Source organism: Pseudoalteromonas sp. SCSIO 43101, assembly GCF_023650775.1.
Taxonomy (GTDB): Bacteria; Pseudomonadota; Gammaproteobacteria; order Enterobacterales; family Alteromonadaceae; genus Pseudoalteromonas; species Pseudoalteromonas apostichopi.
In genome coordinates, this window is the sequence record NZ_CP072673.1 from 2,331,944 (window position 1) to 2,352,049 (window position 20,106).

Consider the following 20,106-nt stretch of genomic DNA (forward strand, 5'->3'; position numbering starts at 1 on the left):
ATTACTCACTTATCTTAGCTTTTAATGACTGTGCTTCTTCTTGCACTTCATCAGGGCCATTCGCTATCACATCTTCAATAGCTTGCAGTGCTGCATCAAAGTCGTCTATTTCGATATATGCCCTTGCTAGGTCCAGTTTAGCTGAGTAACCACCACTTTCGGCATCAACATCAGTTGGATTATCACCTGCAAGTAAGTCATTAAAATCACTCAATCCTACATCCATATCAACCTCGTCATAAGGTTCATGGTCTAGAGCTTCATCATCACTTTGTTCAAGTAATGAATCAATATCTACAAACTCATCAGCTGTAGCTTGTTGCGCTTGTTCATCTTGATCCTCTAAGGCCGCTACTTCAGGTTCAACTGTCTGTTGACTTTCACCCTGTAAGTCTTCATTTAATAGGGCATTAAAATCAACATCAAATTCACTGGCATCAGCAATATCAGCTTCATCTGGCTCTGCTAATTCATTTAACAGCGCATCAAAGTCTGTTTGAGTGAGATCAGCCATAAAATCATCATCGATTTCATCATCTGACAGCTCACTTAAATCAGCCTCGTCAGCTAAATTAGACTCGATATCAGCTAATGTTTGCTCAGCTTCTGCAGCATCATCAAGTTCAATATCGTCTAATTCGAATTCAGGGAAATCCTCTAATTCGTCTTGGCTTTCAGCAACCTCATCATCAATTGGCTCTTCGCTAGTTAACTCTGTTGTGCCTTCATTTTCTGATTGTTCCGGCAAGTCGCCCTCAGAATCAAGAACATCATCTTCTGTGAATTCATTATCAAGCAAGATGTCATCATCAAAATCATCGTCTAACTGACCAAGCTCATTACCCGTTGCTAATGAGTTAGCAAGGTCTTGCTCTGCCTGACTTAACTGTAATGGCTCATCTTCGTCTAACTGATTAGAAGTGTTTTCATCAGATTCATCTAATTCAAAACCTGCTTCATCTAGCTCAAGTTCTGGATACTCTTCCAACTCTTGGCTAGGAGTCACCGTATCTTGCTGTAATGGCTCTTCATCGGCAGTTAAATCAAATTCATCGGTTAGGTCTTCATCTGCAAGTGGATCATCGCCTAAATCAATTTCAACTTCTTCAATGTCTTGCTCTGGTTCATCTATTGACCAATCTGGTGCTTCGACATAATCATCTTCTTCACCAATTTCATTTAATAACTCATCAACGCTTTTCAGTGATGAATCATCAAATTCATCTAGACTATCATCTTCATCTAATAGCTCATCGCTATCTTCATTAAACTCTTGATTTAACGCCTCATCAATATCAACTTCGTCACTATCATCCGCGTCATCAACCAACTCAGAGGCAATTGATTCAACATTCATGTCATCAACAGCTTGATCTGCATCGGCTAAATCTTCTAGCGACTCTTGTAGATTCTCATCATGCTCTGCACTGTCACTCTGTTCATGGCTTAAATCTGAGATCTGCGCTTCGGTGTCTTGCTTCAGCTCATTTGTTTGCTGAATAAGCTCTTCTAGCTCATCATCAACGTCAGAGTCCTGCTCATCACTGCTCTCTTCATCAAGCAAAGGGTCGATATCTGCTACATCTAGTTCATCATCTTGCGCAGCATTGTCATCAATATCTGAATCACTATCATCTGTTAACTCAGGTTCTTCTGACTCTGCATCAACCTCATCGAGTAATGAGTCGATGTCATCAGTATCAAACTCATCGCTTAAATCATCTGTAATAGGCTCTTCGGTAGGCTCTTCAGCGGATTCTTGTTCTGGCTCTTGTGCTTCATCTAATAATGAATCAATGTCGTCAACATCAAGAGCATCATCAAGCTCGCTTTCATCGATTAAATCGTCTGCACTAGGTTCTTCGCTTAGCTCTTCAACAAGCTCTGCTTCAGGTTCTTGCTCGTCTTGTGCCTCATCTAATAATGAATCAATGTCGTCAACATCAAGAGCATCATCAAGCTCGTCTTCATCGATTAGATCGTCTGCACTAGGTTCTTCGATTAGCTCTTCAAGAAGCTCTGCTTCAGGTTCTTGCTCTTCTTGTGCCTCATCTAATAATGAATCAATGTCGTCAACATCAAGAGCATCATCAAGCTCGCTTTCATCGATTAAATCGTCTGCACTAGGTTCTTCGCTTAGCTCTTCAACAAGCTCTGCTTCAGGTTCTTGCTCTTCTTGTGGCTCTAGATCGTCTTGTGCTTCATCTAATAACGAGTCAATATCGTCAACATCAAGAGCATCATCAAGCTCGTCTTCATCGATTAAATCATCTGTACTAGGTTCTTCGGTTAGCTCTTCAACAAGCTCTGCTTCAGGTTCTTGCTCTTCTTGTGGCTCTGGATCGTCTTGTGCTTCATCTAATAACGAGTCAATGCCATCAACATCCAGTGCATCATCAAGGTCATCGTTTTCTAATGCATCATTCGCTTCAGCTATTGGCTCTTCTGTTTGCGCTTCATCAATTAAGCTGTCGATATCAAGGTCATCTTCATCAATGAGTTCATCTGCACTTGCCTCTTCGACAGGCGCTTGTTCTTGATGAACTTCATCTAATAGCGAGTCAATGTCATCAACATCCAGTGCATCATCAAGGTCACCGTTTTCTAATGCATCATTCGCTTCAGCTATTGGCTCTTCTGTTTGCGCTTCATCAATTAAGCTGTCGATATCAAGATCATCTTCATCAATGAGTTCATCTGCACCTGCCTCTTCGACAGGCGCTTGTTCTTCTTGAACTTCATCTAATAGCGAGTCAATGTCATCAACATCCAGCGCATCATCAAGATCGTCGTTTTCTATTGCATCATTCGCTTCGGCTGCTGGCTCTTCTGTTTGCGCTTCATCAATTAGGCTGTCGATATCAAGATCATCTTCATCAATGAGTTCATCGGCACTTGTCTCTTCGACAGGAGCTTGTTCCTCTTGAACTTCATCTAATAGCGAGTCAATGTCATCAACATCCAGCGCATCATCAAGATCGTCGTTTTCTATTGCATCATTCGCTTCGGCTGCTGGCTCTTCTGTTTGCGCTTCATCAATTAGGCTGTCGATATCGAAATCATCTTCATCAATAAGTTCTGCTTCAACGTTAGTTGTTGCGGCATCATTATTTTCATCTAGTAAATCATCAATATCGTCTAGGTTTACTTCTTGATTAGAATCTGTGTTATTTTGCTCATCAATTAAGCTATCAATGTCAAAATCATCTTCAGCGTCATCTTCTGCGAGCTCTTCACTAAGCGCTGCCATTTCATCATTCGCGTTATCTAACGAGTCATCTTCATCAGTATCAAATAAGTCGTCAATATCGTCAGCACTTAAAATATCACCAGATGAATCAGCTTGAGGCTGCCCACTATCAAGATCAATTTCATCACCCAAACTGTCGTCATCGGTTTGATCGAAATCTTGCTGCAAAAATGCATCTAAATCATCATCGTCAGCATTACTTGAAGACTCATCATTAAACTCGATGTCATCACTTAATAGCCCTTCTAGCTCATCTTGATTTAGAACACTGTCGTCTTCATCAAAGCTATCATCAATGCTGTCGTCAAAAATGATGTCATCATCTGGCAACATGTCTTGGTCTAAGTCATCATCTAAACGAACACTCAAGTCATCATTTTCTTCAACCGGATCTGGAACTAGTGGATCATTTTCTACTATCGACTCTAACTCATCATCAGGATTATAACTTGGACTTTGTGGTAAAAATTCATCGTCGTCACTGCCATCAGTGTCATCGCTAGAGTTGTTACGTTTTTTCAAAAACATCACAACAGCAGCAATGATTAGTAATGCAGGAATAAACATTAATGCACCGAGAACAAATGGGTTACTCAGTAAATCCGAAAAGTTGAACCCACTGTCCTCTTCAATCTTTTTTGCTTTTTGCTGCTCTATGATTTCATTTTGTTTAGTGATCAGTTCTTTCAGCTGCTTTTGAATTTCACTGTCTTGGCCAAGTTGATCTCGAACGGTTTCAAGCTCTTTAGAGATACCTGTAAGTTGTTTTTTGAGCTTATTGTTCTCTGCTAAGATTTCTTCAACATTTTCAACCGACGATTTAAACTGCTTTTGTAACTCGACAAGCTGCGTGCCCTGTTCTGTTTTAATGGTGTTGATTTCTTGCTTAAGCTCTTGCTTTGCTTCGTCTACATCAACTTTACGGGCTTGGGTGACTTTCTTTTGCGATTCATTGATTTCAGCGGTAGTCAAAGTACCGTTTTTCTTCTTTTCCCATAGCTCATCATCTTGTTCAGAACGCGCTTTTGCTAGCGTCGGATTGACCGCACGCATTTCGGCAATAGTTGGGATTTTTAGATATGCGCCATCACGCATATGATTAAGGTTTTGGTCTAAAAATGACGATGGGTTTTTGTCATACAAAGCTTGCATGACCTGATAAATACTTACAGAGTTGTCAGGGCGAATTTTAGCGGCAATGCGCCATAATGTATCGGTCGGTTTAATTGGACCAATAGAGCGCCCCTGCGCACCGTAATCGACACCTTTAGGGCCTTTAAGTGTGGTGCCTTCATCAGAGTATGTCGGTGTTACCACCAATGCAGACGCTAATATGAAGAGTGTTGCTAAACCGCGCATGCTGATCCTTTATGTTTTAAATGTTAACACAGCAACCTTAGTTGCTTAAACATCAAGTAATTCTTGCAGAATTGATTCTTAATTATGTTTTCTTGCAAGCTCTATTCCAGCTGCAAACTATAACTTAGTTGCCTTGCAATATCTATTGCAACACCTTGATAGTAAATAGCTTAAATAATAGCGGCTGAGAGGCTTTTTTATTGTTATCGTTAAGTTTATACGCTTTTACAACGTATGCGGCAATAATTTGGCAGTGAATTCACAAAAAAAGCGGCAAATTGCCGCTTTTTCTCAAATTTAGCTCAGCCTAAATCATCAGTTTACAAGTAATTTGCGATTAGCTCTTCAGCAATCTGCACACTATTTGTTGCTGCACCTTTGCGCGTGTTATCACTAACAACCCACATATTTAAACCATGTGGATGCGAAATATCAGCACGTAAACGACCCACGTAAACCGTGTCATTACCACTGGCGTCTGACACCGCTGTTGGATAATCGGCTAAGTCTTCAATAAACTCTACACCTGGTGTATCGTTTAATAGCTGCTTAACATGTTCAATATCTACTGGCATACGCGTTTCAATATTAATCGCTTCACTGTGACCAAAGAACACGGGTACACGAACACAAGTAGGGTTAACCACAACACTGTTATCACCTAAGATTTTTTGTGTTTCGTTGACCATTTTCATTTCTTCGCGGGTATAACCGTTATCTTCAAAACTGTCGATTTGTGGGATCACGTTAAAGGCGATTTGTTTAGGGAAAACGGCATTATCCATTGGGCGTGCATTCATTAAGTTCGCTGTTTGTTTAGCTAGTTCATCAACCGCTTCTTTGCCCGCACCTGATACTGCTTGATAAGTTGATACGTTAATGCGGTCAATACCATAAGCGTCATAAATAGGCTTTAACGCCACCAACATTTGAATAGTTGAGCAGTTAGGGTTTGCAATGATGTTTCGGTTTCTGAAATCCGCTAAGCTTGATGCATTCACTTCGGGAATAATTAATGGTACGTCAAAGTCATTACGAAAGTGTGATGTATTATCAATCACCACACAGCCTGCGTCTGCCGCAATGGGTGCGTATTTTTCAGAGACACTACCGCCTGCTGAAAATAAACCAATGTGAGCTTGGCTAAAATCAAACTCTTCAACATCGATTACTTCAAGGCTTTCACCGCGAAATTGAATTTCTTCACCGGCACTACGGCTACTTGCGAGTAAAAATAATTGGTCTACCGGAAACTTACGATCTTCCAAAGTTTCGATAATTTGACGACCCACTAAACCTGTGGCACCTAATACGGCTACATTAAATTTTTGCGACATGTGTTTTCCTCTTTTGAATAAAGCAAATGACTTTATTCGTTAATTCTAAATCCCAGTGCAGCTAATGCGCCTTCACATGCACTGTTAGCAGCCACCGACAAAGTACTAAACTCTCGTCGTGGCGGGTAATTCTTACGCAAACTATCAAAGCCTTCGCTTGCTAATTTACTTCGTAAAATGCCATCGTCACGACGTACATCATAAATTAAGTGCACCAAGCGGCCGATATCGTCTTGGTTAAAGGTTTCACCTAATGTGACAGAATGACTAATTGGCTCTGGTAAAAAGTCGTCCAGAGATTTAAGTGCTGCGATACCTTCAAGCTCACATACTTTCTGATACAGCATTTGTGTACCGCGGGCCTTACCTTCGAGTGTATGCCCTGCAATATGCACGCTGGCATAACGCACATAATCAAGCAGAGGAGTCAGTATATTGGGTTCGTTTTCCCAAACATCAAGCACGCAATCTAATTTTGCGCCTTGTTTAAACAGTGCAAGCAATGCTTTGTTATCAATCACATCACCACGGCTTGCATTGATAATAGTCATTCCAGGCTTAAGTGCCTTTAAGCGCGTTTCGTCTAGCATGTGCAAGGTTTTATGTGGCCCTTGCTTAACCAGCGGCACATGAAAAGTTACGATATCAGCTTGAGCTAATAATGCGTCTAACTCAATATGCTCTGCCAACTCACCGGCTTCATGTTTTGGTGGATCGCATAGCAGCACATTCATACCAAGCAGGCTTAGCTTATCACGTAAACAGCTGCCTATGCTGCCAACGCCAACTATACCTATAGTTTTACCTTGTAATGAGCTGGAATTTTCTTGGCTCAAAGAATATAAACTGCTAATAACATATTCAGCGACTGCAACTGCATTACAACCTGGTGCGCTACTAAATGCTATATTTCGCTCAGCGAGTAGTTCGGTATCAATGTGATCAACACCTATAGTTGCAGTGCCCACAAATTTTAATTTATCTGCTTGAGTTAATAAGCTTTTATCTACATTCGTAACAGAGCGGGTTAACAAAATATCGACCCCGACAAGCTGCTCTGGCTGTAGACTACGACCATCAAATCGCTCAACATCACCAAAATCGGCAAAGTACTGCTCAACCAATGGCATATTTTGATCTGCAAGAATTTTCATTTGTGTGTCCGAAAGGCAGAAAGTGGCGCTATTGTAGCGAATTTATCAGTATTCGGATAGGTAACAACTAAGACGATTTTGGGGTTATTTATGTGAAAAAGCCGAGCAATTGCTCGGCTTTAAGCAAATACTGGAGAGGTTTAACCTTTATATTTGCTCATTACTAGTGTGGCGTTAGTGCCACCGAAACCAAAGCTGTTAGACATTACATTGTTAAGTTCAACGTCTTTACGCTCAGTTACGATATTTAGACCTGCAGCTTGCTCATCTAGTTCATCAATGTTGATAGATGGAGCAACAAAGTTATGCTCAAGCATTAATAACGAGAAGATTGCTTCGTGAACACCTGCTGCACCTAAAGCGTGACCTGTCATCGCTTTGGTTGCACTGATCATTGGTGAATTACCACCAAATACTTCTTGAATAGCACCAAGCTCTTTAACGTCGCCAACAGGTGTTGAAGTACCGTGGGTATTTAAGTAATCAATACCGCCTTCAAGACCTTGCATTGCTTGTTTCATACAACGAACTGCGCCTTCACCTGATGGAGCTACCATATCGTAGCCGTCAGATGTTGCACCGTAGCCTGTGATTTCTGCGTAAATATGCGCGCCACGAGCAAGTGCATGCTCAAGTTCTTCAACAACAACGATACCGCCACCGCCAGAGATAACAAAACCGTCACGGTTTGCATCGTATGTACGTGATGCTTTCTCTGGTGTTTCATTGTACTTAGTAGACAATGCACCCATTGCATCGAATTCCATAGCGAGTGTCCAGTGAAGCTCTTCACCACCACCTGCAAAAATTACGTCTTGCTTACCTAGTTGAATTTGCTCAACCGCATGACCAATACAGTGTGCTGATGTCGCACACGCAGAACTTATTGAATAGTTAACACCTTTAATTTTGAATGGTGTTGCAAGACACGCTGAAGTCGTACTCGCCATAGTACGCGGTACCATGTATGGACCAACACGTTTTACGCCTTTTTCACGTAAAATATCAGCCGCTTCAACTTGCCATTTAGATGAACCACCACCTGAACCCACTAATAAACCAGTGCGCTCATTTGAAACTTGCTCTTCACTAAGGCCTGCATCTGCAATTGCTTGAGACATTGAAATATAAGCGTATGCAGCAGCATCGCCCATAAAACGCATTGCTTTACGATCAACAAACTCTTTAACATCAATATCGATTTTGCCAGATACATTACTACGTAGGTTGTAGTCAGCAAATTCTTGGTTGAACGCAATACCACTACGGCCTTGTTTTAATGATTCTAATACTTCTTCTTTGTTGTTACCGATGCTTGAAACAACACCGATGCCCGTAATAACGGCTCTTCTCATGGGTAATTACCTTAGCTCTATACTAAATTGTGTTCTATTTTACGCTGAAATTACTTTCGAAGTGGTCAGCTTTCTAGCGTACACATGTACTCTGAATGTCTAGCTTATAAATAACGCCAGACTATTTCAAAGAAAACACGTAAAATAATGAAAAAAGTTTGTAGTTAATTAGTTAAACCATGATCAAAAACGCACATATTCATTTTAATCACCTTGGTACCCCTGTCGCCGATCAGTTTGACGATGTTTATTTCTCTAATGACGATGGCTTAGCCGAATCACATTATGTGTTCTATCAACAAAACCATATCCCGCAACGATTACAAAATCATGACCGTAACCACTTTACGATTGCTGAAACAGGCTTTGGTACGGGGCTTAACTTTTTAAATACTTGGCAACACTTTGCTGCTTACCTTGATAGGCAGCATGCAGAGCTAGAAGTTCAAAATCAACACGACCTTAGTGGTAAAAAAGCTGACAAAAAAAGTATTAACCGCCTGCACTTTATCTCTTTTGAAAAGTTTCCTATTAAGCGTGATGATCTCGCCCAAGCACTCAAAGCCTGGCCTAATTTAAATGAATATAGTGAGCAACTGATTGATCAATACCCTATTAATCTGGCAGGTTGTCATCGCCTTGAATTTGCAGGCGGCAAACTAATACTCGATCTTTATTTTGGTGACGTGCAAGACAGTATTGATACCATGAGCTACCCAAGCGAAGGGGTTGTTGATGCGTGGTATTTAGATGGCTTTGCACCAAGTAAAAACCCAGATATGTGGCAGCAAAGCTTATTCAACAAGATGCGAGCTATCTCAAGAGCAAACGCCACACTCGCCACTTTCACGGCCGCAGGCTTTGTAAGAAGAGGACTCATCGAAGCGGGCTTTAGCATGAGTAAAGCAAAAGGCTATGGCAAAAAGCGCGAAATGCTGATTGGCGAGCTCACCGAACCTAATGAGCAACAATCAGGGCCTGCGTATTTTGCTCATCAGCAAAGTGAACTGAGTAATGTAGCTGTTATCGGCGGCGGTATTGCCAGTAGCAGTGTACTGTATTCACTGGCAAAAAGAGGCCTAAAAGCCACGCTTTTTTGCCAAGATGAAGCGCTTGCCATGGGCGCTTCACATAATGTGCAAGGAGCTGTTTATCCGCATCTACAAGCGAAGAATTCACCGCACAGTGAAATGTTTGCCCATAGCTTTTTATATGCGATGCGTCTTTACCAGCAATTACTTGATGATGGTTTTGACTACCCTCACCAGTGGTGTGGTGTATTGCAACATGCAGTTAAACAAGGTCTAGCAGATAAACATCAAAACCTTGCCGATAAAGCGCTTTGGCCAGCTGAATTAATGCGTAATGTAAGCGCTGAAGAAGGTGACGAAATTGCCGGCGTGGATACGGGTTATTCAGGTGTATTCTTTGCAAAAGGCGGCTGGGTAAATCCACCAGCTCTGGTTAAAGCACTATTTAATGCCGCAAATTCTTTAAGTGCGACTACCAATAATAAAATGGACAGTCACTTTAATTGCCATATTGAAAAGTTAGAAAAAACCGCTGATGGCTGGTTATTACACTCTAAAGAGCAAACATTCGGACCATTTAGCGATGTAATTAACTGTGCTGGTGAACACAGCGATCAGTTCAGTCAAACTCGCGCTCTGCCCGTTGTGGGTGTGCGCGGCCAAGTCTCGCATGTGCAAGCAAGCGAGCAGTCAAAACGCCTAAAGACCGTGCTTTGCCATAAGGGCTATTTTACCCCTGAATATCAGGGTCATCATTGTATGGGCGCGACCTTTGAAAAAAACTCAAAAAGCCGTGAAGTTAAAGAGCAAGACAACCACACCAATCGCGAACAACTATTAAGTTTTTACACAGACAGCGAGTTTGCAACGACCTTAGGTGAGATAACAGCGGCAAAAGCAGCAGTAAGATGCACCTTCATCGACCATCTACCCATGGCTGGTGAGTGGGCTGAACAAAGTGATTATGTAAGCGCGTTTGCTAATCTTCGCTTAGGTAAGCGATATGAGTACCAAACTTTAACGAAACCTCTGCAAGGCTTGCATGTACTCACTGGCTTTGGTGCAAGAGGCCTGTGCAGTGCCCCTTTATGTGCAGAGCATTTAATTGCTTGTTTAAACAATGAACCAAGACCATTTAGCGAACGCGTGAGTCAAGCTATTCACCCCGCCCGCTTTATTGTACGCGACCTAATTCGTAATAAAATTTAATGATTCGATGGGGCTTTAATTAGCCCCGTTATTTTTCTTGATTACAATTTCGTTCTTAGTTTCCCCTTTAAAAATAAATTCACACCCCAAGGTCTTTACTTACAAAGCAATTAGAAGGAGTTTGATATGAAGACCTTAATCATTGGTGCAACGGGTCAAATAGGTAAAATGACCACCGAAAAAATGCTGGCAAGTGGTCATGACGTGGTGGCTTTGGTTCGAGATAAAAGCAAGCTGAGCACGCTTGAAAGTACTCATTTAACGATTGTCGAGCAAGACCTCGAAAACGATTTTAGTCGCGCCTTCGAAGGCGTTGAACAAGTTATTTTTAGTGCTGGCTCTGGTGGGTCAACGGGTGCAGATAAAACCTTACTGATTGATTTATGGGCTGCAGTAAAAGCGATTAATTATGCGGTTGATGCCAAAGTTAAGCACTTTATTATAGTCAGTTCAATTGGCGCTGACGCCCCAGATAATATCGAAAGCAGTATAAAACCGTATTTAGTGGCAAAACACATGGCTGATCAACATTTGATCAATAGCGAATTAAACTACAGCATAGTCAGACCCGGCACACTGAAAAATGATGCAGCAACTGGATTATTAACGACTACGCGACCTGCAACCCGCCAAGATGCGGTGATCAACCGTGAAGATGTAGCAGATACCCTGCTATACCTTGCTGAACATACACCGAAAAAACCACAAGTGTTTGAATTATTTAATGGTGATAAGTCAATCGACAGTCTACTGAACGATTGATACCAATTTGCTTAATTAAGTGGTCTATTTTGAGGCAAGAAAACCTTGTTGATAGCAAGGCAAAAATTTCGTTATTTAGTTGTTTAAATCAGAAATTTTTAACGCAGATAGCGACAGGTTTAATCCCTCAAAATGATTAAGTATTATTGCGGATTGGTATGAATACGTATGCATAAGAAATAAGATTGAGAAAGCGCGTAAAGCACTTTAGTTTATTGTTTACATAATAATAACAAAGGTGCTTTATGCGTCATTTTGCTTTTCTTTTTTGCTTTGCTTTTACATCTGCTTGTTATGCCGCACCGGTAAAAGTACAGAGCTACAGTGGCGATACCTCCCTTCCCCACAAATTATTGATCAGCGCCATTGAACGGGCTGGCTTAGATTATGTTCACCCTTACGAAACCAATAAAGATATCTCTAACGCGCGTATCCTAAACGATGTAAAAAACAACCAGCTTGATGTGATGTGGAGCATGACATCAACTCAGTTAGAGCAAGATTATCAGGCCGTTTATATTCCTTTGTTTCGTGGCTTACTTGGCATGCGAGTAGCAATTGTAAAAGCTCAAAACCGCGAGCTGTTTAGCTCGGTAAATAGCTTGCAAGATTTAAAACGCTTCACCGCTGGGCCAGGGTGAGAGCATACTTTGTTAACAAGTATTAACCAAAGATAAGCTCAGCCCTGAATTCATCGTCAAAACTAGCCCTAACACACTTACTGCGTATCGAGTCTTTACGGCCTTTGTGCTGTTTTACCAGGTTGCGAACAACCCGTCTGAACAGCGCCATATTCTCCGCCGAAATCGGCTCGCTTATCTGGCAAGCGTCTTCCTTAAAGACGACATCCAACACCCAGTGCTGCTGATTTTCTATGTGCCAATGATGGCGGATTGCTTTCTGCAACATCTGTGCATCTGGCTCGACAGAAGTAACATAAAAGTGCGTGTCTATTTTTATTATTGAGTCGGACTTATTGTGCCTTTCGACTGCGACCAACGAAGTAAGCCCTGGCCATTTTTCTTTTATCTCTTTAGGCAGTTTGTCTGCTTTTAGAGCGTAAGTGATCCGTGTTTCCTGACGTCCATGCCCATTGCTGGTTTGTACGTCCTCAGGCAAATCTCCCTCTTCTTCAAAAGCTTTTTCAAAACATGAAGCGACTGCTTTATAAAGCGTTTTCTGATTTGCTTTGACCTGAACCAAATAGTCCGCATCTCTTGAAGTCAGTGCTGAGAGTGTCGCTTTCTGACAATGTAGTGCATCTAGTGTGATGATAGAGTCTGAAATATCGAGCACATCTAATAAGGCCCTAACTGCTGGGATCTCGTTAGATTTACTTTCTACGGTACGCTGATACAAAGTTAAACCAGATTCACAATCAAAAGCGGACACCAAGTGTAAGTTATCCTCACGCTTTTTACTGGCACCACGCAGAGTTTTCCCATCAAATGCAATAATTGGCTTGTCAGATTGAGTTCGTTGCTCGTTAACCCAACTAAGCAGGGCCAAAATCAGAGAGTCAGTTTCCACTGTTTTAAGAATACGAGCAATACTATGTCGCGTTGGAATACCATGTTTAAATGCTCTGAACTGTCGGAGCCAAGACAGCTTGCTGTGTCCAAACACTTCGATATCTTTCCAGCCTTCACAACCAGATAAAACCGCCGAAATGATAAGAAATAAGACATCAGTAAGGTCATGATGTTGATTGATGAAAGAACGCTTATCTTCCACAAGTTCAAGGTGGCTAAATAACGACATAATTAACAAGTAGATAGTGACAATGTGGGCGTTATTAGATCAGAAAAGAGGCGGATGTTAAAGCCTTTTTACAAAGTGCGATCCCGCCGTGACCGCTGGGCAAGGTAAAACTTGGCCAGATACTAAAATATTAAAAGCGAACCAATTGCCCGTTGTTACCACATTAAAATACCCTAACTTATTCCCTATGCTTGAAGGCGAGCGTTTTGATTACTTCCCACGTGGTGTGAATGAGCCTTGGGATGAAATTGCCAACCACTCAGAACTTAACCTTACGGTTGAACCACACTTGGTAATTAAATACACCGCCCCTCTTTACTTTTTCGTCAACAAAAACAATCACACACTACACAAGCAATTAAATGATGCCCTAAAAGAGATGATTGAAGATGGCACATTTAACGCGATGTTTTTGGCAGACAGCCAAGTACAAATGGTTTTATCAAAAGCCAACTTAAGCTCGCGTCGCGTTATTGAGCTAGATAACCCAACGCTATCGTCGAACACACCTAATAAAAATAGCCCTTTGTGGTTTAACCCATTTCAATGAGCGCACAATGAAATCATTAAAATATAAAATGACCTTGGCACTGTCTTTGTGCCTTTTACTTAGCGTGATCTTTGTGATCAGCGCAAACTACCTACTTGCAAAATCGAATCAAACACAACAATGGCAAGAAGACATCACTGCCCTTAATGAGCAAATGCAGGTTATTTTAGCTGAACCGGTATTCTCTTATGACGAGCCGTTAATCAATCAGATTATTAAAGCCTTTTCGCAAAACAAACATGTACATAGCATTTCAGTGACAGATCATCGTAATAAGCCACTTGCCGCTATCACTAAGCAAAGCAATAACGCATCAGTTAGCAAAACTATTGATTTACACTATTTAGATAATTTAATTGGCCATATAAAAATTGGTTACTCACAACAAGCACTGCATAGCACCATTGCTGAGTCGACACGCACCATGTTTATTACCTTGCTGGTCTCTTTTATCGCCTTGGGTGCGGTGATTATTTATATCGTGCGACTGTTAGTGATAAAACCTATCGATAGCGTAAACAGCCTTGTTGATGAAATTGTCAAAGGTGAAGGCGACCTTACAAAACGCATTAGCTATCAATCTAGTGATGAAATTGGCTATTTAGTTGATGGTTTCAATCGATTTATAGCGCAGGTGCAAGAAATCATCACTGAGTTAGGCAGCACAGCCAGCGAGCTTGAAATGATTGCCAGCACAGTAAACGAAGCCTCAGTGCGCTCTAAAAACGAAGCCGAGCTTGAATATAACCGCACAGATTCTGCAACCAATGCGCTTAGTCAGTTAAGTGAGGCAACCAAAGAAATTGCGCAAGGGGCTAATCAAACCGCGCAGCAAACAACCGACGTACATCGCTTATGCCAGCAGGGCGAACAAAACATGAATGCCAATGGTAACATGGTGGATGAGTTAGCAGCACAGCTCGACCACACATCAAACGTAGTAAAACAGTTAAACGCCAGCAGTAATGAAATTAGCCAAGTGCTCGATGTTATAAAAAGTATTGCTGAGCAAACCAATTTACTGGCTCTAAATGCTGCTATTGAAGCGGCTCGTGCTGGTGAATCTGGCCGTGGTTTTGCCGTGGTGGCCGATGAAGTAAGAGCGCTTGCTAGTAAAACCTATGATTCAACGTCTGAGATTGAGTCGATTATTGTATCGCTACACAATAATACCTCTGATTGCGTAACAGCAACAGAGCAAAGTAAGTCACTCAGCGATAAAGTGAGCCAAGCGAATCAAAAAAGCCAAGCGGTATTTAAAGATATTGCTAAACAAATCAATACCATTAATCAAATGAACGAGAGCGTTGCAGCAAGTTCTGAAGAGCAAACCAGTGTTACCGCTGATATCTTAAATACTATGCAGCTTATTAACCAAGGCGCTAAGAGCCTATCGCAAGAAGCTCAGCACCTTGATAACACCATAGGCCAACTCAATGAATTAGAACATGGCATCGTTGCCAAACTGGGTTTGTTTAAATATTAAAAGCCATGATCCCCTGCCACGCGAGTTGCAGGGAAAGCACTGTTAACACTAAACGAAAAATCTTTTTAAATTTGTCTGACGAAATGCGGTGCAATAACTTAAGGCCAAGCCAAGTGCCTAATGCACCGCTCATTATCATGAGCATAACCAAAGGCAACCACTGCCAAAATGCAAACCCCACAGCCCCATATAAAATCGCTTTTAAGGTATGTTGCACTGTCATACAGCTTGAAAATGTGGCGGTAAATTTAAGCTTATTATAATTATTTACATATAAGCAGCTGCCAACCAAAGGCCCACTTGCTCCTACAAACATCGAGATAAACGTGGTCCAAAGCCCTGCAAGAACGCGCCATAACTTTGAGGTTTCTCTAAGCTTTGGCGTCACACCCCAAAGTAAATAAAGCACAAAGGCAGCGACCACTATTTTCATTAATTCAAGCGGTATTGATGTGACAATCGTTGAGGCAACCAACGCCCCGATGACTCCCCCTAAAGAGAAGTACACAAACATCGACGTATCAATATGTTTAAACGTGAATAAAAAGCGATTTGCGTTCGAGCCTAATTGTACTAAACCATGCACAGGAATAACCAAACTCATAGGTAGTATTGATGCCATGATCACCAGCAGCATTAACCCACCACCTGCACCAAAAGCCGCTGAAATCATTGAAGTAAAGCCCGCAACTACAATGAGCATTATTGTGCTGATCGGACTTAATAAATCTCCACCCAAAAACTGCCAACTGATCAAATCCATTGTTCTGCTTTAAATAATGTGTTTAACCTAAAGCTACCATGACTAATCACTATTAGCGACAAATTGGAAAACCCTTTCGACTAAAAGACCATATCAACCAAAAGAGAAGTGCCCCTAAATTCACAACTGGTCAGACTTGTGGTTTATTTTGTCAAGGCGATGGTATATAACTATGCCCACGACACAATAAAATAAAGGCGTAGCATGACACTGATGAATGTAAGTACACAAGGCTCTGTTGCTATTTTAACGATGACAACAGCTGAAAATCGCCACAACCCTGCTTTTGCAGAGGCTTTTTTAACTAGCCTTGACGAAATCGAAAGTAACCCTGAGCACAAAGCACTAGTGATCACTTCAAGCAGCGAAAAATCATGGAGTTTGGGCATAGATACTGATTGGCTTATGCCCGCATTAAAAACACAAAAATTTGCAGAAGTAAGTGGCTTTATGCATTCAATGGATGCTGTATTTAAACGCTTATTACTCTTCCCAATGCCAGTTATTGCAGCGATCAATGGCCACGCTTTTGGTAACGGCGCAATTTTATCGTGCGCTTGTGATTTTAGATTTATGCAAAGCAATCGTGGTTTTTTCTGTTTCCCAGAAGTCGACTTATCAATCCCGTTTTTACCAGGTATGCTCGCCTTTATTAAAAAAGCCATTCCAGACTATCGTTTTAACGAGATGATGCTAACAGGGCGCCGCGTTACCGCAGGCGAACTTGCCACTGATCATGTAATCGAACAAGCCTGCCCAGACAACGAAACTTTATTTAATACCGCCCTCGAATTTGCCAGCCAGTTCGATAAAAAACGTGCTATTTTCGCAGAGCACAAAAAGCGCCTACACAAACATATTATCGACACCATTGATATAGAAAACAAACCGATTATTGATGCTGTTCAGTTGGTTGTTTAGAAAACAATCTCTGTAACTGGACAAAGGTGTCTTCGAGTTGAAGGCACCTAAAACCAAATCATTAAAAATAAAATAAAAAACAACCCAATTAACCCAGATAAAACTCAAAAGCGGTTTTAACAAACCTAATAAAAAGAAACTAGAATTTTTTATAGAAAGCTCCAACCCCACCATAAATATTACTTATTTTTATAATAAAACACCCAAAAAACTTGATTAAAAAACAAACGATGACAACTTTTATATTTACCAATATAAAAGGAGTTATAATCATGATTTCGAATTTAATCATATGTACTAGAGATACCAAAAAGAAAGGTAAAAAAGAGTTTTTCATTTCAGAACCTGGTGTTACTAGATATCTAGAAGTAAACGATGGAAATTTTAATCCCCACCCTACTGAAACAGCTTTAAATAGAGGTGACTGGCTTGAAAAAGTAATTAACAGAGCAACTAATAATAGGAAAAGAGTTCACCCCAAGGGACACCCACTTGAAGGGTATACCTACGGTGACATCCTAATATTTGTACATGGATATAATAATAGTATTAAAGATATTATGATTCGCCATGACTTATTACAAAAGAACTTAAACAAGCTAGGGTTTAAAGGTGCGATAGTTAGTTTCGATTGGCCCAGCGCTAACGCTGCACTAAACTACTTAGAAGACCGAAGCGATGCTCTAAAAACTGCTGAGAGTTTAGTAAAAGACGGCATTATGCCAGGGTGAGAGCATACTTTGTTAACAAGTATTAACCAAAGATAAGCTCAGCCCTGAATTCATCGTCAAAACTAGCCCTAACACACTTACTGCGTATCGAGTCTTTACGGCCTTTGTGCTGTTTTACCAGGTTGCGAACAACCCGTCTGAACAGCGCCATATTCTCCGCCGAAATCGGCTCGCTTATCTGGCAAGCGTCTTCCTTAAAGACGACATCCAACACCCAGTGCTGCTGATTTTCTATGTGCCAATGATGGCGGATTGCTTTCTGCAACATCTGTGCATCTGGCTCGACAGAAGTAACATAAAAGTGCGTGTCTATTTTTATTATTGAGTCGGACTTATTGTGCCTTTCGACTGCGACCAACGAAGTAAGCCCTGGCCATTTTTCTTTTATCTCTTTAGGCAGTTTGTCTGCTTTTAGAGCGTAAGTGATCCGTGTTTCCTGACGTCCATGCCCATTGCTGGTTTGTACGTCCTCAGGCAAATCTCCCTCTTCTTCAAAAGCTTTTTCAAAACATGAAGCGACTGCTTTATAAAGCGTTTTCTGATTTGCTTTGACCTGAACCAAATAGTCCGCATCTCTTGAAGTCAGTGCTGAGAGTGTCGCTTTCTGACAATGTAGTGCATCTAGTGTGATGATAGAGTCTGAAATATCGAGCACATCTAATAAGGCCCTAACTGCTGGGATCTCGTTAGATTTACTTTCTACGGTACGCTGATACAAAGTTAAACCAGATTCACAATCAAAAGCGGACACCAAGTGTAAGTTATCCTCACGCTTTTTACTGGCACCACGCAGAGTTTTCCCATCAAATGCAATAATTGGCTTGTCAGATTGAGTTCGTTGCTCGTTAACCCAACTAAGCAGGGCCAAAATCAGAGAGTCAGTTTCCACTGTTTTAAGAATACGAGCAATACTATGTCGCGTTGGAATACCATGTTTAAATGCTCTGAACTGTCGGAGCCAAGACAGCTTGCTGTGTCCAAACACTTCGATATCTTTCCAGCCTTCACAACCAGATAAAACCGCCGAAATGATAAGAAATAAGACATCAGTAAGGTCATGATGTTGATTGATGAAAGAACACTTATCTTCCACAAGTTCAAGGTGGCTAAATAACGACATAATTAACAAGTAGATAGTGACAATGTGGGCGTTATTAGATCAGAAAAGAGGCGGATGTTAAAGCCTTTTTACAAAGTGCGATCCCGCCGTGGGCATTATGCTTTTAGCTATGAATCAAGCTAATGAGAATAATCTGAAGTGCGATGTAGATATCCATTTGATTGGCCATAGTACCGGTGCTTATGTAATCCGGGAAGCATTCTACAAAGCAGACCAAAACAGAAAGCTAGAGCGTATAAATTGGAATGTCAGCCAAGTAGCTATTATTGGTGGCGATATTTCAAGAAAATCAATGCAAAGCGATGATAAAAAATCCAGTTCTTTATTCGCTCATGCGACAAGAATTACTAATTACCAAAACCCAAGAGACTCTGCTTTAAAGCTTTCAAATGTTAAACGCTTTGGCACGCAACCACGAGTTGGCCGTGTTGGAGTACCTGATAACAGCCCTTCCAATGTAGTAAATGTCAATGTAGAGAAGCACTGGTTAACATTAGAAAAAGTTAAAAGTAGTGCTAACTGGTCACACTCTTGGCATTTCTATGATGAGTATTTTTGCGAAGACCTGCTCTTTACAATTAATGGTGACTTAGATAGACATTCAATACCAACAAGAGTTGTTGAAAACGGGAAGCTTTATCTTAGAAAAAATTAAAATTCACTTATTTTTAAGTTACTTCACAACATAAGTTGCAAACTTCTTACTATTTAAAGGAGTATATAGTGGACAAGAAAAATAAAGTTTGGAATAGCCTCGAAATAGCAAAACTAATTGTCGGAATTGCCATGCCAATTTCCATAGCTTCTTTTGGAGTAATAACTAATATAACATTACAGGAAAGTAATCATAACTTTAGCTTGAATAAAATTATAATAACCAAGAGAGCAGAAATATACGAAAAAATCGGAAAAAAGCTAAACAATATATATTGCTATATTGAAGAAGTGGGCGAATATAAAGATATGACTCCAGAAACAATCTTAAAAGATCGCAGAGACTTAAATAGTAAAATGCATTCACATAGAGCTTTTTGGTCACCTGAAACATTTGACTTGTACTTAAACTATATGGACAGGGAAGCTTTTGCTCTATGGCAAGGAGAAGTAACAGATGCTCGTATAAAAGATGACCCAGGACAAAAAAGGTCTCTGCCCTCTTGGCAAGAAGATTGGAATAATAGATTTACAGGGATGGAAAGTCCGACTCACAAACAATCGTATGAGTTACTTTTAAACTCCATAGCAAGTGATTTAGGAATAAATAACTCTCGTTAAAATAGTCCAACGAATCTGGCCCTTAATTTAAACACCTTAATG

The 20,106-nt window shown here is 40.9% G+C and carries 16 protein-coding genes; 9 read left to right on the forward strand and 7 right to left on the reverse strand.

Annotated elements, in window-relative coordinates; all coding sequences use genetic code 11:
- Position 1 precedes the first annotated feature (1 nt).
- The 4 genes from J8Z25_RS10865 to fabB all read right to left on the reverse strand — a co-directional run bounded on the left by J8Z25_RS10865 (position 2) and on the right by fabB (position 8,455).
- Positions 2 to 4,609: a FimV/HubP family polar landmark protein gene (locus J8Z25_RS10865; RefSeq protein WP_250661031.1), complete on the reverse strand. Its 4,608-nt coding sequence runs from the start codon at positions 4,607 to 4,609 to the stop codon at positions 2 to 4.
- Positions 4,610 to 4,929: 320 nt separating this feature from the next.
- Entirely contained in the window at positions 4,930 to 5,946 is a 1,017-nt protein-coding gene (locus J8Z25_RS10870) for an aspartate-semialdehyde dehydrogenase (RefSeq protein ID WP_167658330.1), read from the reverse strand.
- A 32-nt stretch (positions 5,947 to 5,978) separates the two neighbouring features.
- On the reverse strand, positions 5,979 to 7,100 hold the full coding sequence (locus tag J8Z25_RS10875; protein ID WP_130051151.1) for a 4-phosphoerythronate dehydrogenase: 1,122 nt from the start codon (positions 7,098 to 7,100) through the stop codon (positions 5,979 to 5,981).
- A 140-nt stretch (positions 7,101 to 7,240) separates the two neighbouring features.
- Positions 7,241 to 8,455, reverse strand: coding sequence for a beta-ketoacyl-ACP synthase I (fabB, locus tag J8Z25_RS10880; protein ID WP_130051150.1), 1,215 nt, complete (start codon positions 8,453 to 8,455; stop codon positions 7,241 to 7,243).
- 179 nt (positions 8,456 to 8,634) lie between these two features.
- Between fabB and mnmC the strand changes: the two genes are divergently transcribed.
- From mnmC to J8Z25_RS10895, 3 genes are all read left to right on the forward strand, one after another.
- On the forward strand, positions 8,635 to 10,695 hold the full coding sequence (gene mnmC / locus J8Z25_RS10885; protein ID WP_250661032.1) for a bifunctional tRNA (5-methylaminomethyl-2-thiouridine)(34)-methyltransferase MnmC2/FAD-dependent 5-carboxymethylaminomethyl-2-thiouridine(34) oxidoreductase MnmC1: 2,061 nt from the start codon (positions 8,635 to 8,637) through the stop codon (positions 10,693 to 10,695).
- A gap of 126 nt (positions 10,696 to 10,821) precedes the next feature.
- Entirely contained in the window at positions 10,822 to 11,457 is a 636-nt protein-coding gene (locus J8Z25_RS10890; RefSeq protein ID WP_250661033.1) for an SDR family oxidoreductase, read from the forward strand.
- A 245-nt stretch (positions 11,458 to 11,702) separates the two neighbouring features.
- The gene (locus tag J8Z25_RS10895; protein ID WP_250661034.1) at positions 11,703 to 12,098 is read left to right on the forward strand and encodes a hypothetical protein; all 396 of its coding nucleotides are present in this window, start codon (positions 11,703 to 11,705) and stop codon (positions 12,096 to 12,098) included.
- A 22-nt stretch (positions 12,099 to 12,120) separates the two neighbouring features.
- Here J8Z25_RS10895 and J8Z25_RS10900 read toward each other — a convergent pair whose 3' ends face one another.
- Entirely contained in the window at positions 12,121 to 13,218 is a 1,098-nt protein-coding gene (locus tag J8Z25_RS10900; protein ID WP_175081192.1) for an ISAs1 family transposase, read from the reverse strand.
- Positions 13,219 to 13,306: 88 nt separating this feature from the next.
- Between J8Z25_RS10900 and J8Z25_RS10905 the strand changes: the two genes are divergently transcribed.
- On the forward strand, positions 13,307 to 13,768 hold the full coding sequence (locus J8Z25_RS10905; RefSeq protein WP_250661035.1) for a type 2 periplasmic-binding domain-containing protein: 462 nt from the start codon (positions 13,307 to 13,309) through the stop codon (positions 13,766 to 13,768).
- Positions 13,769 to 13,775: 7 nt separating this feature from the next.
- Positions 13,776 to 15,254 carry a methyl-accepting chemotaxis protein gene (locus J8Z25_RS10910; RefSeq protein ID WP_130051146.1) on the forward strand — a complete coding sequence of 493 codons (1,479 nt, stop codon included), beginning with the start codon at positions 13,776 to 13,778 and terminating at the stop codon, positions 15,252 to 15,254.
- On the opposite strand, the gene J8Z25_RS10915 is transcribed toward J8Z25_RS10910, so the two are convergent.
- Complete coding sequence (locus J8Z25_RS10915) at positions 15,244 to 16,017, reverse strand: sulfite exporter TauE/SafE family protein (RefSeq protein WP_130051145.1); 774 nt, start codon at positions 16,015 to 16,017, stop codon at positions 15,244 to 15,246. The genes J8Z25_RS10910 and J8Z25_RS10915 overlap by 11 nt on opposite strands.
- Before the next feature lie 204 nt (positions 16,018 to 16,221).
- On the opposite strand from J8Z25_RS10915, the gene J8Z25_RS10920 reads away from it, so the two are divergent.
- Together J8Z25_RS10920 and J8Z25_RS10925 are read left to right on the forward strand one after the other, a co-directional pair.
- A complete protein-coding gene (locus J8Z25_RS10920) occupies positions 16,222 to 16,938 on the forward strand; it encodes an enoyl-CoA hydratase/isomerase family protein (protein WP_250661036.1) in 717 nt (238 codons plus the stop codon).
- A 272-nt stretch (positions 16,939 to 17,210) separates the two neighbouring features.
- Positions 17,211 to 17,669, forward strand: a complete 459-nt coding sequence (locus J8Z25_RS10925; protein WP_250661037.1) for an alpha/beta hydrolase — start codon at positions 17,211 to 17,213, stop codon at positions 17,667 to 17,669.
- 22 nt (positions 17,670 to 17,691) lie between these two features.
- Here the strand turns inward: J8Z25_RS10925 and J8Z25_RS10930 are convergent, their stop codons facing one another.
- Positions 17,692 to 18,789 (reverse strand): ISAs1 family transposase, encoded by a 1,098-nt coding sequence (locus J8Z25_RS10930; RefSeq protein ID WP_250661038.1) that lies wholly within the window; start codon positions 18,787 to 18,789, stop codon positions 17,692 to 17,694.
- A gap of 109 nt (positions 18,790 to 18,898) precedes the next feature.
- On the opposite strand from J8Z25_RS10930, the gene J8Z25_RS10935 reads away from it, so the two are divergent.
- Together J8Z25_RS10935 and J8Z25_RS10940 are read left to right on the forward strand one after the other, a co-directional pair.
- On the forward strand, positions 18,899 to 19,444 hold the full coding sequence (locus J8Z25_RS10935; RefSeq protein ID WP_250661039.1) for an alpha/beta hydrolase: 546 nt from the start codon (positions 18,899 to 18,901) through the stop codon (positions 19,442 to 19,444).
- A gap of 68 nt (positions 19,445 to 19,512) precedes the next feature.
- Positions 19,513 to 20,064, forward strand: coding sequence for a hypothetical protein (locus J8Z25_RS10940; protein ID WP_250661040.1), 552 nt, complete (start codon positions 19,513 to 19,515; stop codon positions 20,062 to 20,064).
- Positions 20,065 to 20,106: the final 42 nt, after the last annotated feature.

Excerpts from the sequence above, each read along its gene's own strand:
- J8Z25_RS10865 (WP_250661031.1), bottom strand. The coding sequence starts at position 4,609 with ATGCGCGGTTTAGCAACACTCTTCATATTAGCGTCTGCATTGGTGGTA.
- J8Z25_RS10870 (WP_167658330.1), bottom strand. The coding sequence starts at position 5,946 with ATGTCGCAAAAATTTAATGTAGCCGTATTAGGTGCCACAGGTTTAGTG.
- J8Z25_RS10875 (WP_130051151.1), bottom strand. The coding sequence starts at position 7,100 with ATGAAAATTCTTGCAGATCAAAATATGCCATTGGTTGAGCAGTACTTT.
- fabB (WP_130051150.1), bottom strand. The coding sequence starts at position 8,455 with ATGAGAAGAGCCGTTATTACGGGCATCGGTGTTGTTTCAAGCATCGGT.
- mnmC (WP_250661032.1), top strand. The coding sequence starts at position 8,635 with ATGATCAAAAACGCACATATTCATTTTAATCACCTTGGTACCCCTGTC.
- J8Z25_RS10890 (WP_250661033.1), top strand. The coding sequence starts at position 10,822 with ATGAAGACCTTAATCATTGGTGCAACGGGTCAAATAGGTAAAATGACC.
- J8Z25_RS10895 (WP_250661034.1), top strand. The coding sequence starts at position 11,703 with ATGCGTCATTTTGCTTTTCTTTTTTGCTTTGCTTTTACATCTGCTTGT.
- J8Z25_RS10900 (WP_175081192.1), bottom strand. The coding sequence starts at position 13,218 with ATGTCGTTATTTAGCCACCTTGAACTTGTGGAAGATAAGCGTTCTTTC.
- J8Z25_RS10910 (WP_130051146.1), top strand. The coding sequence starts at position 13,776 with ATGAAATCATTAAAATATAAAATGACCTTGGCACTGTCTTTGTGCCTT.
- J8Z25_RS10915 (WP_130051145.1), bottom strand. The coding sequence starts at position 16,017 with ATGGATTTGATCAGTTGGCAGTTTTTGGGTGGAGATTTATTAAGTCCG.
- J8Z25_RS10920 (WP_250661036.1), top strand. The coding sequence starts at position 16,222 with ATGACACTGATGAATGTAAGTACACAAGGCTCTGTTGCTATTTTAACG.
- J8Z25_RS10925 (WP_250661037.1), top strand. The coding sequence starts at position 17,211 with ATGATTTCGAATTTAATCATATGTACTAGAGATACCAAAAAGAAAGGT.
- J8Z25_RS10930 (WP_250661038.1), bottom strand. The coding sequence starts at position 18,789 with ATGTCGTTATTTAGCCACCTTGAACTTGTGGAAGATAAGTGTTCTTTC.
- J8Z25_RS10935 (WP_250661039.1), top strand. The coding sequence starts at position 18,899 with ATGAATCAAGCTAATGAGAATAATCTGAAGTGCGATGTAGATATCCAT.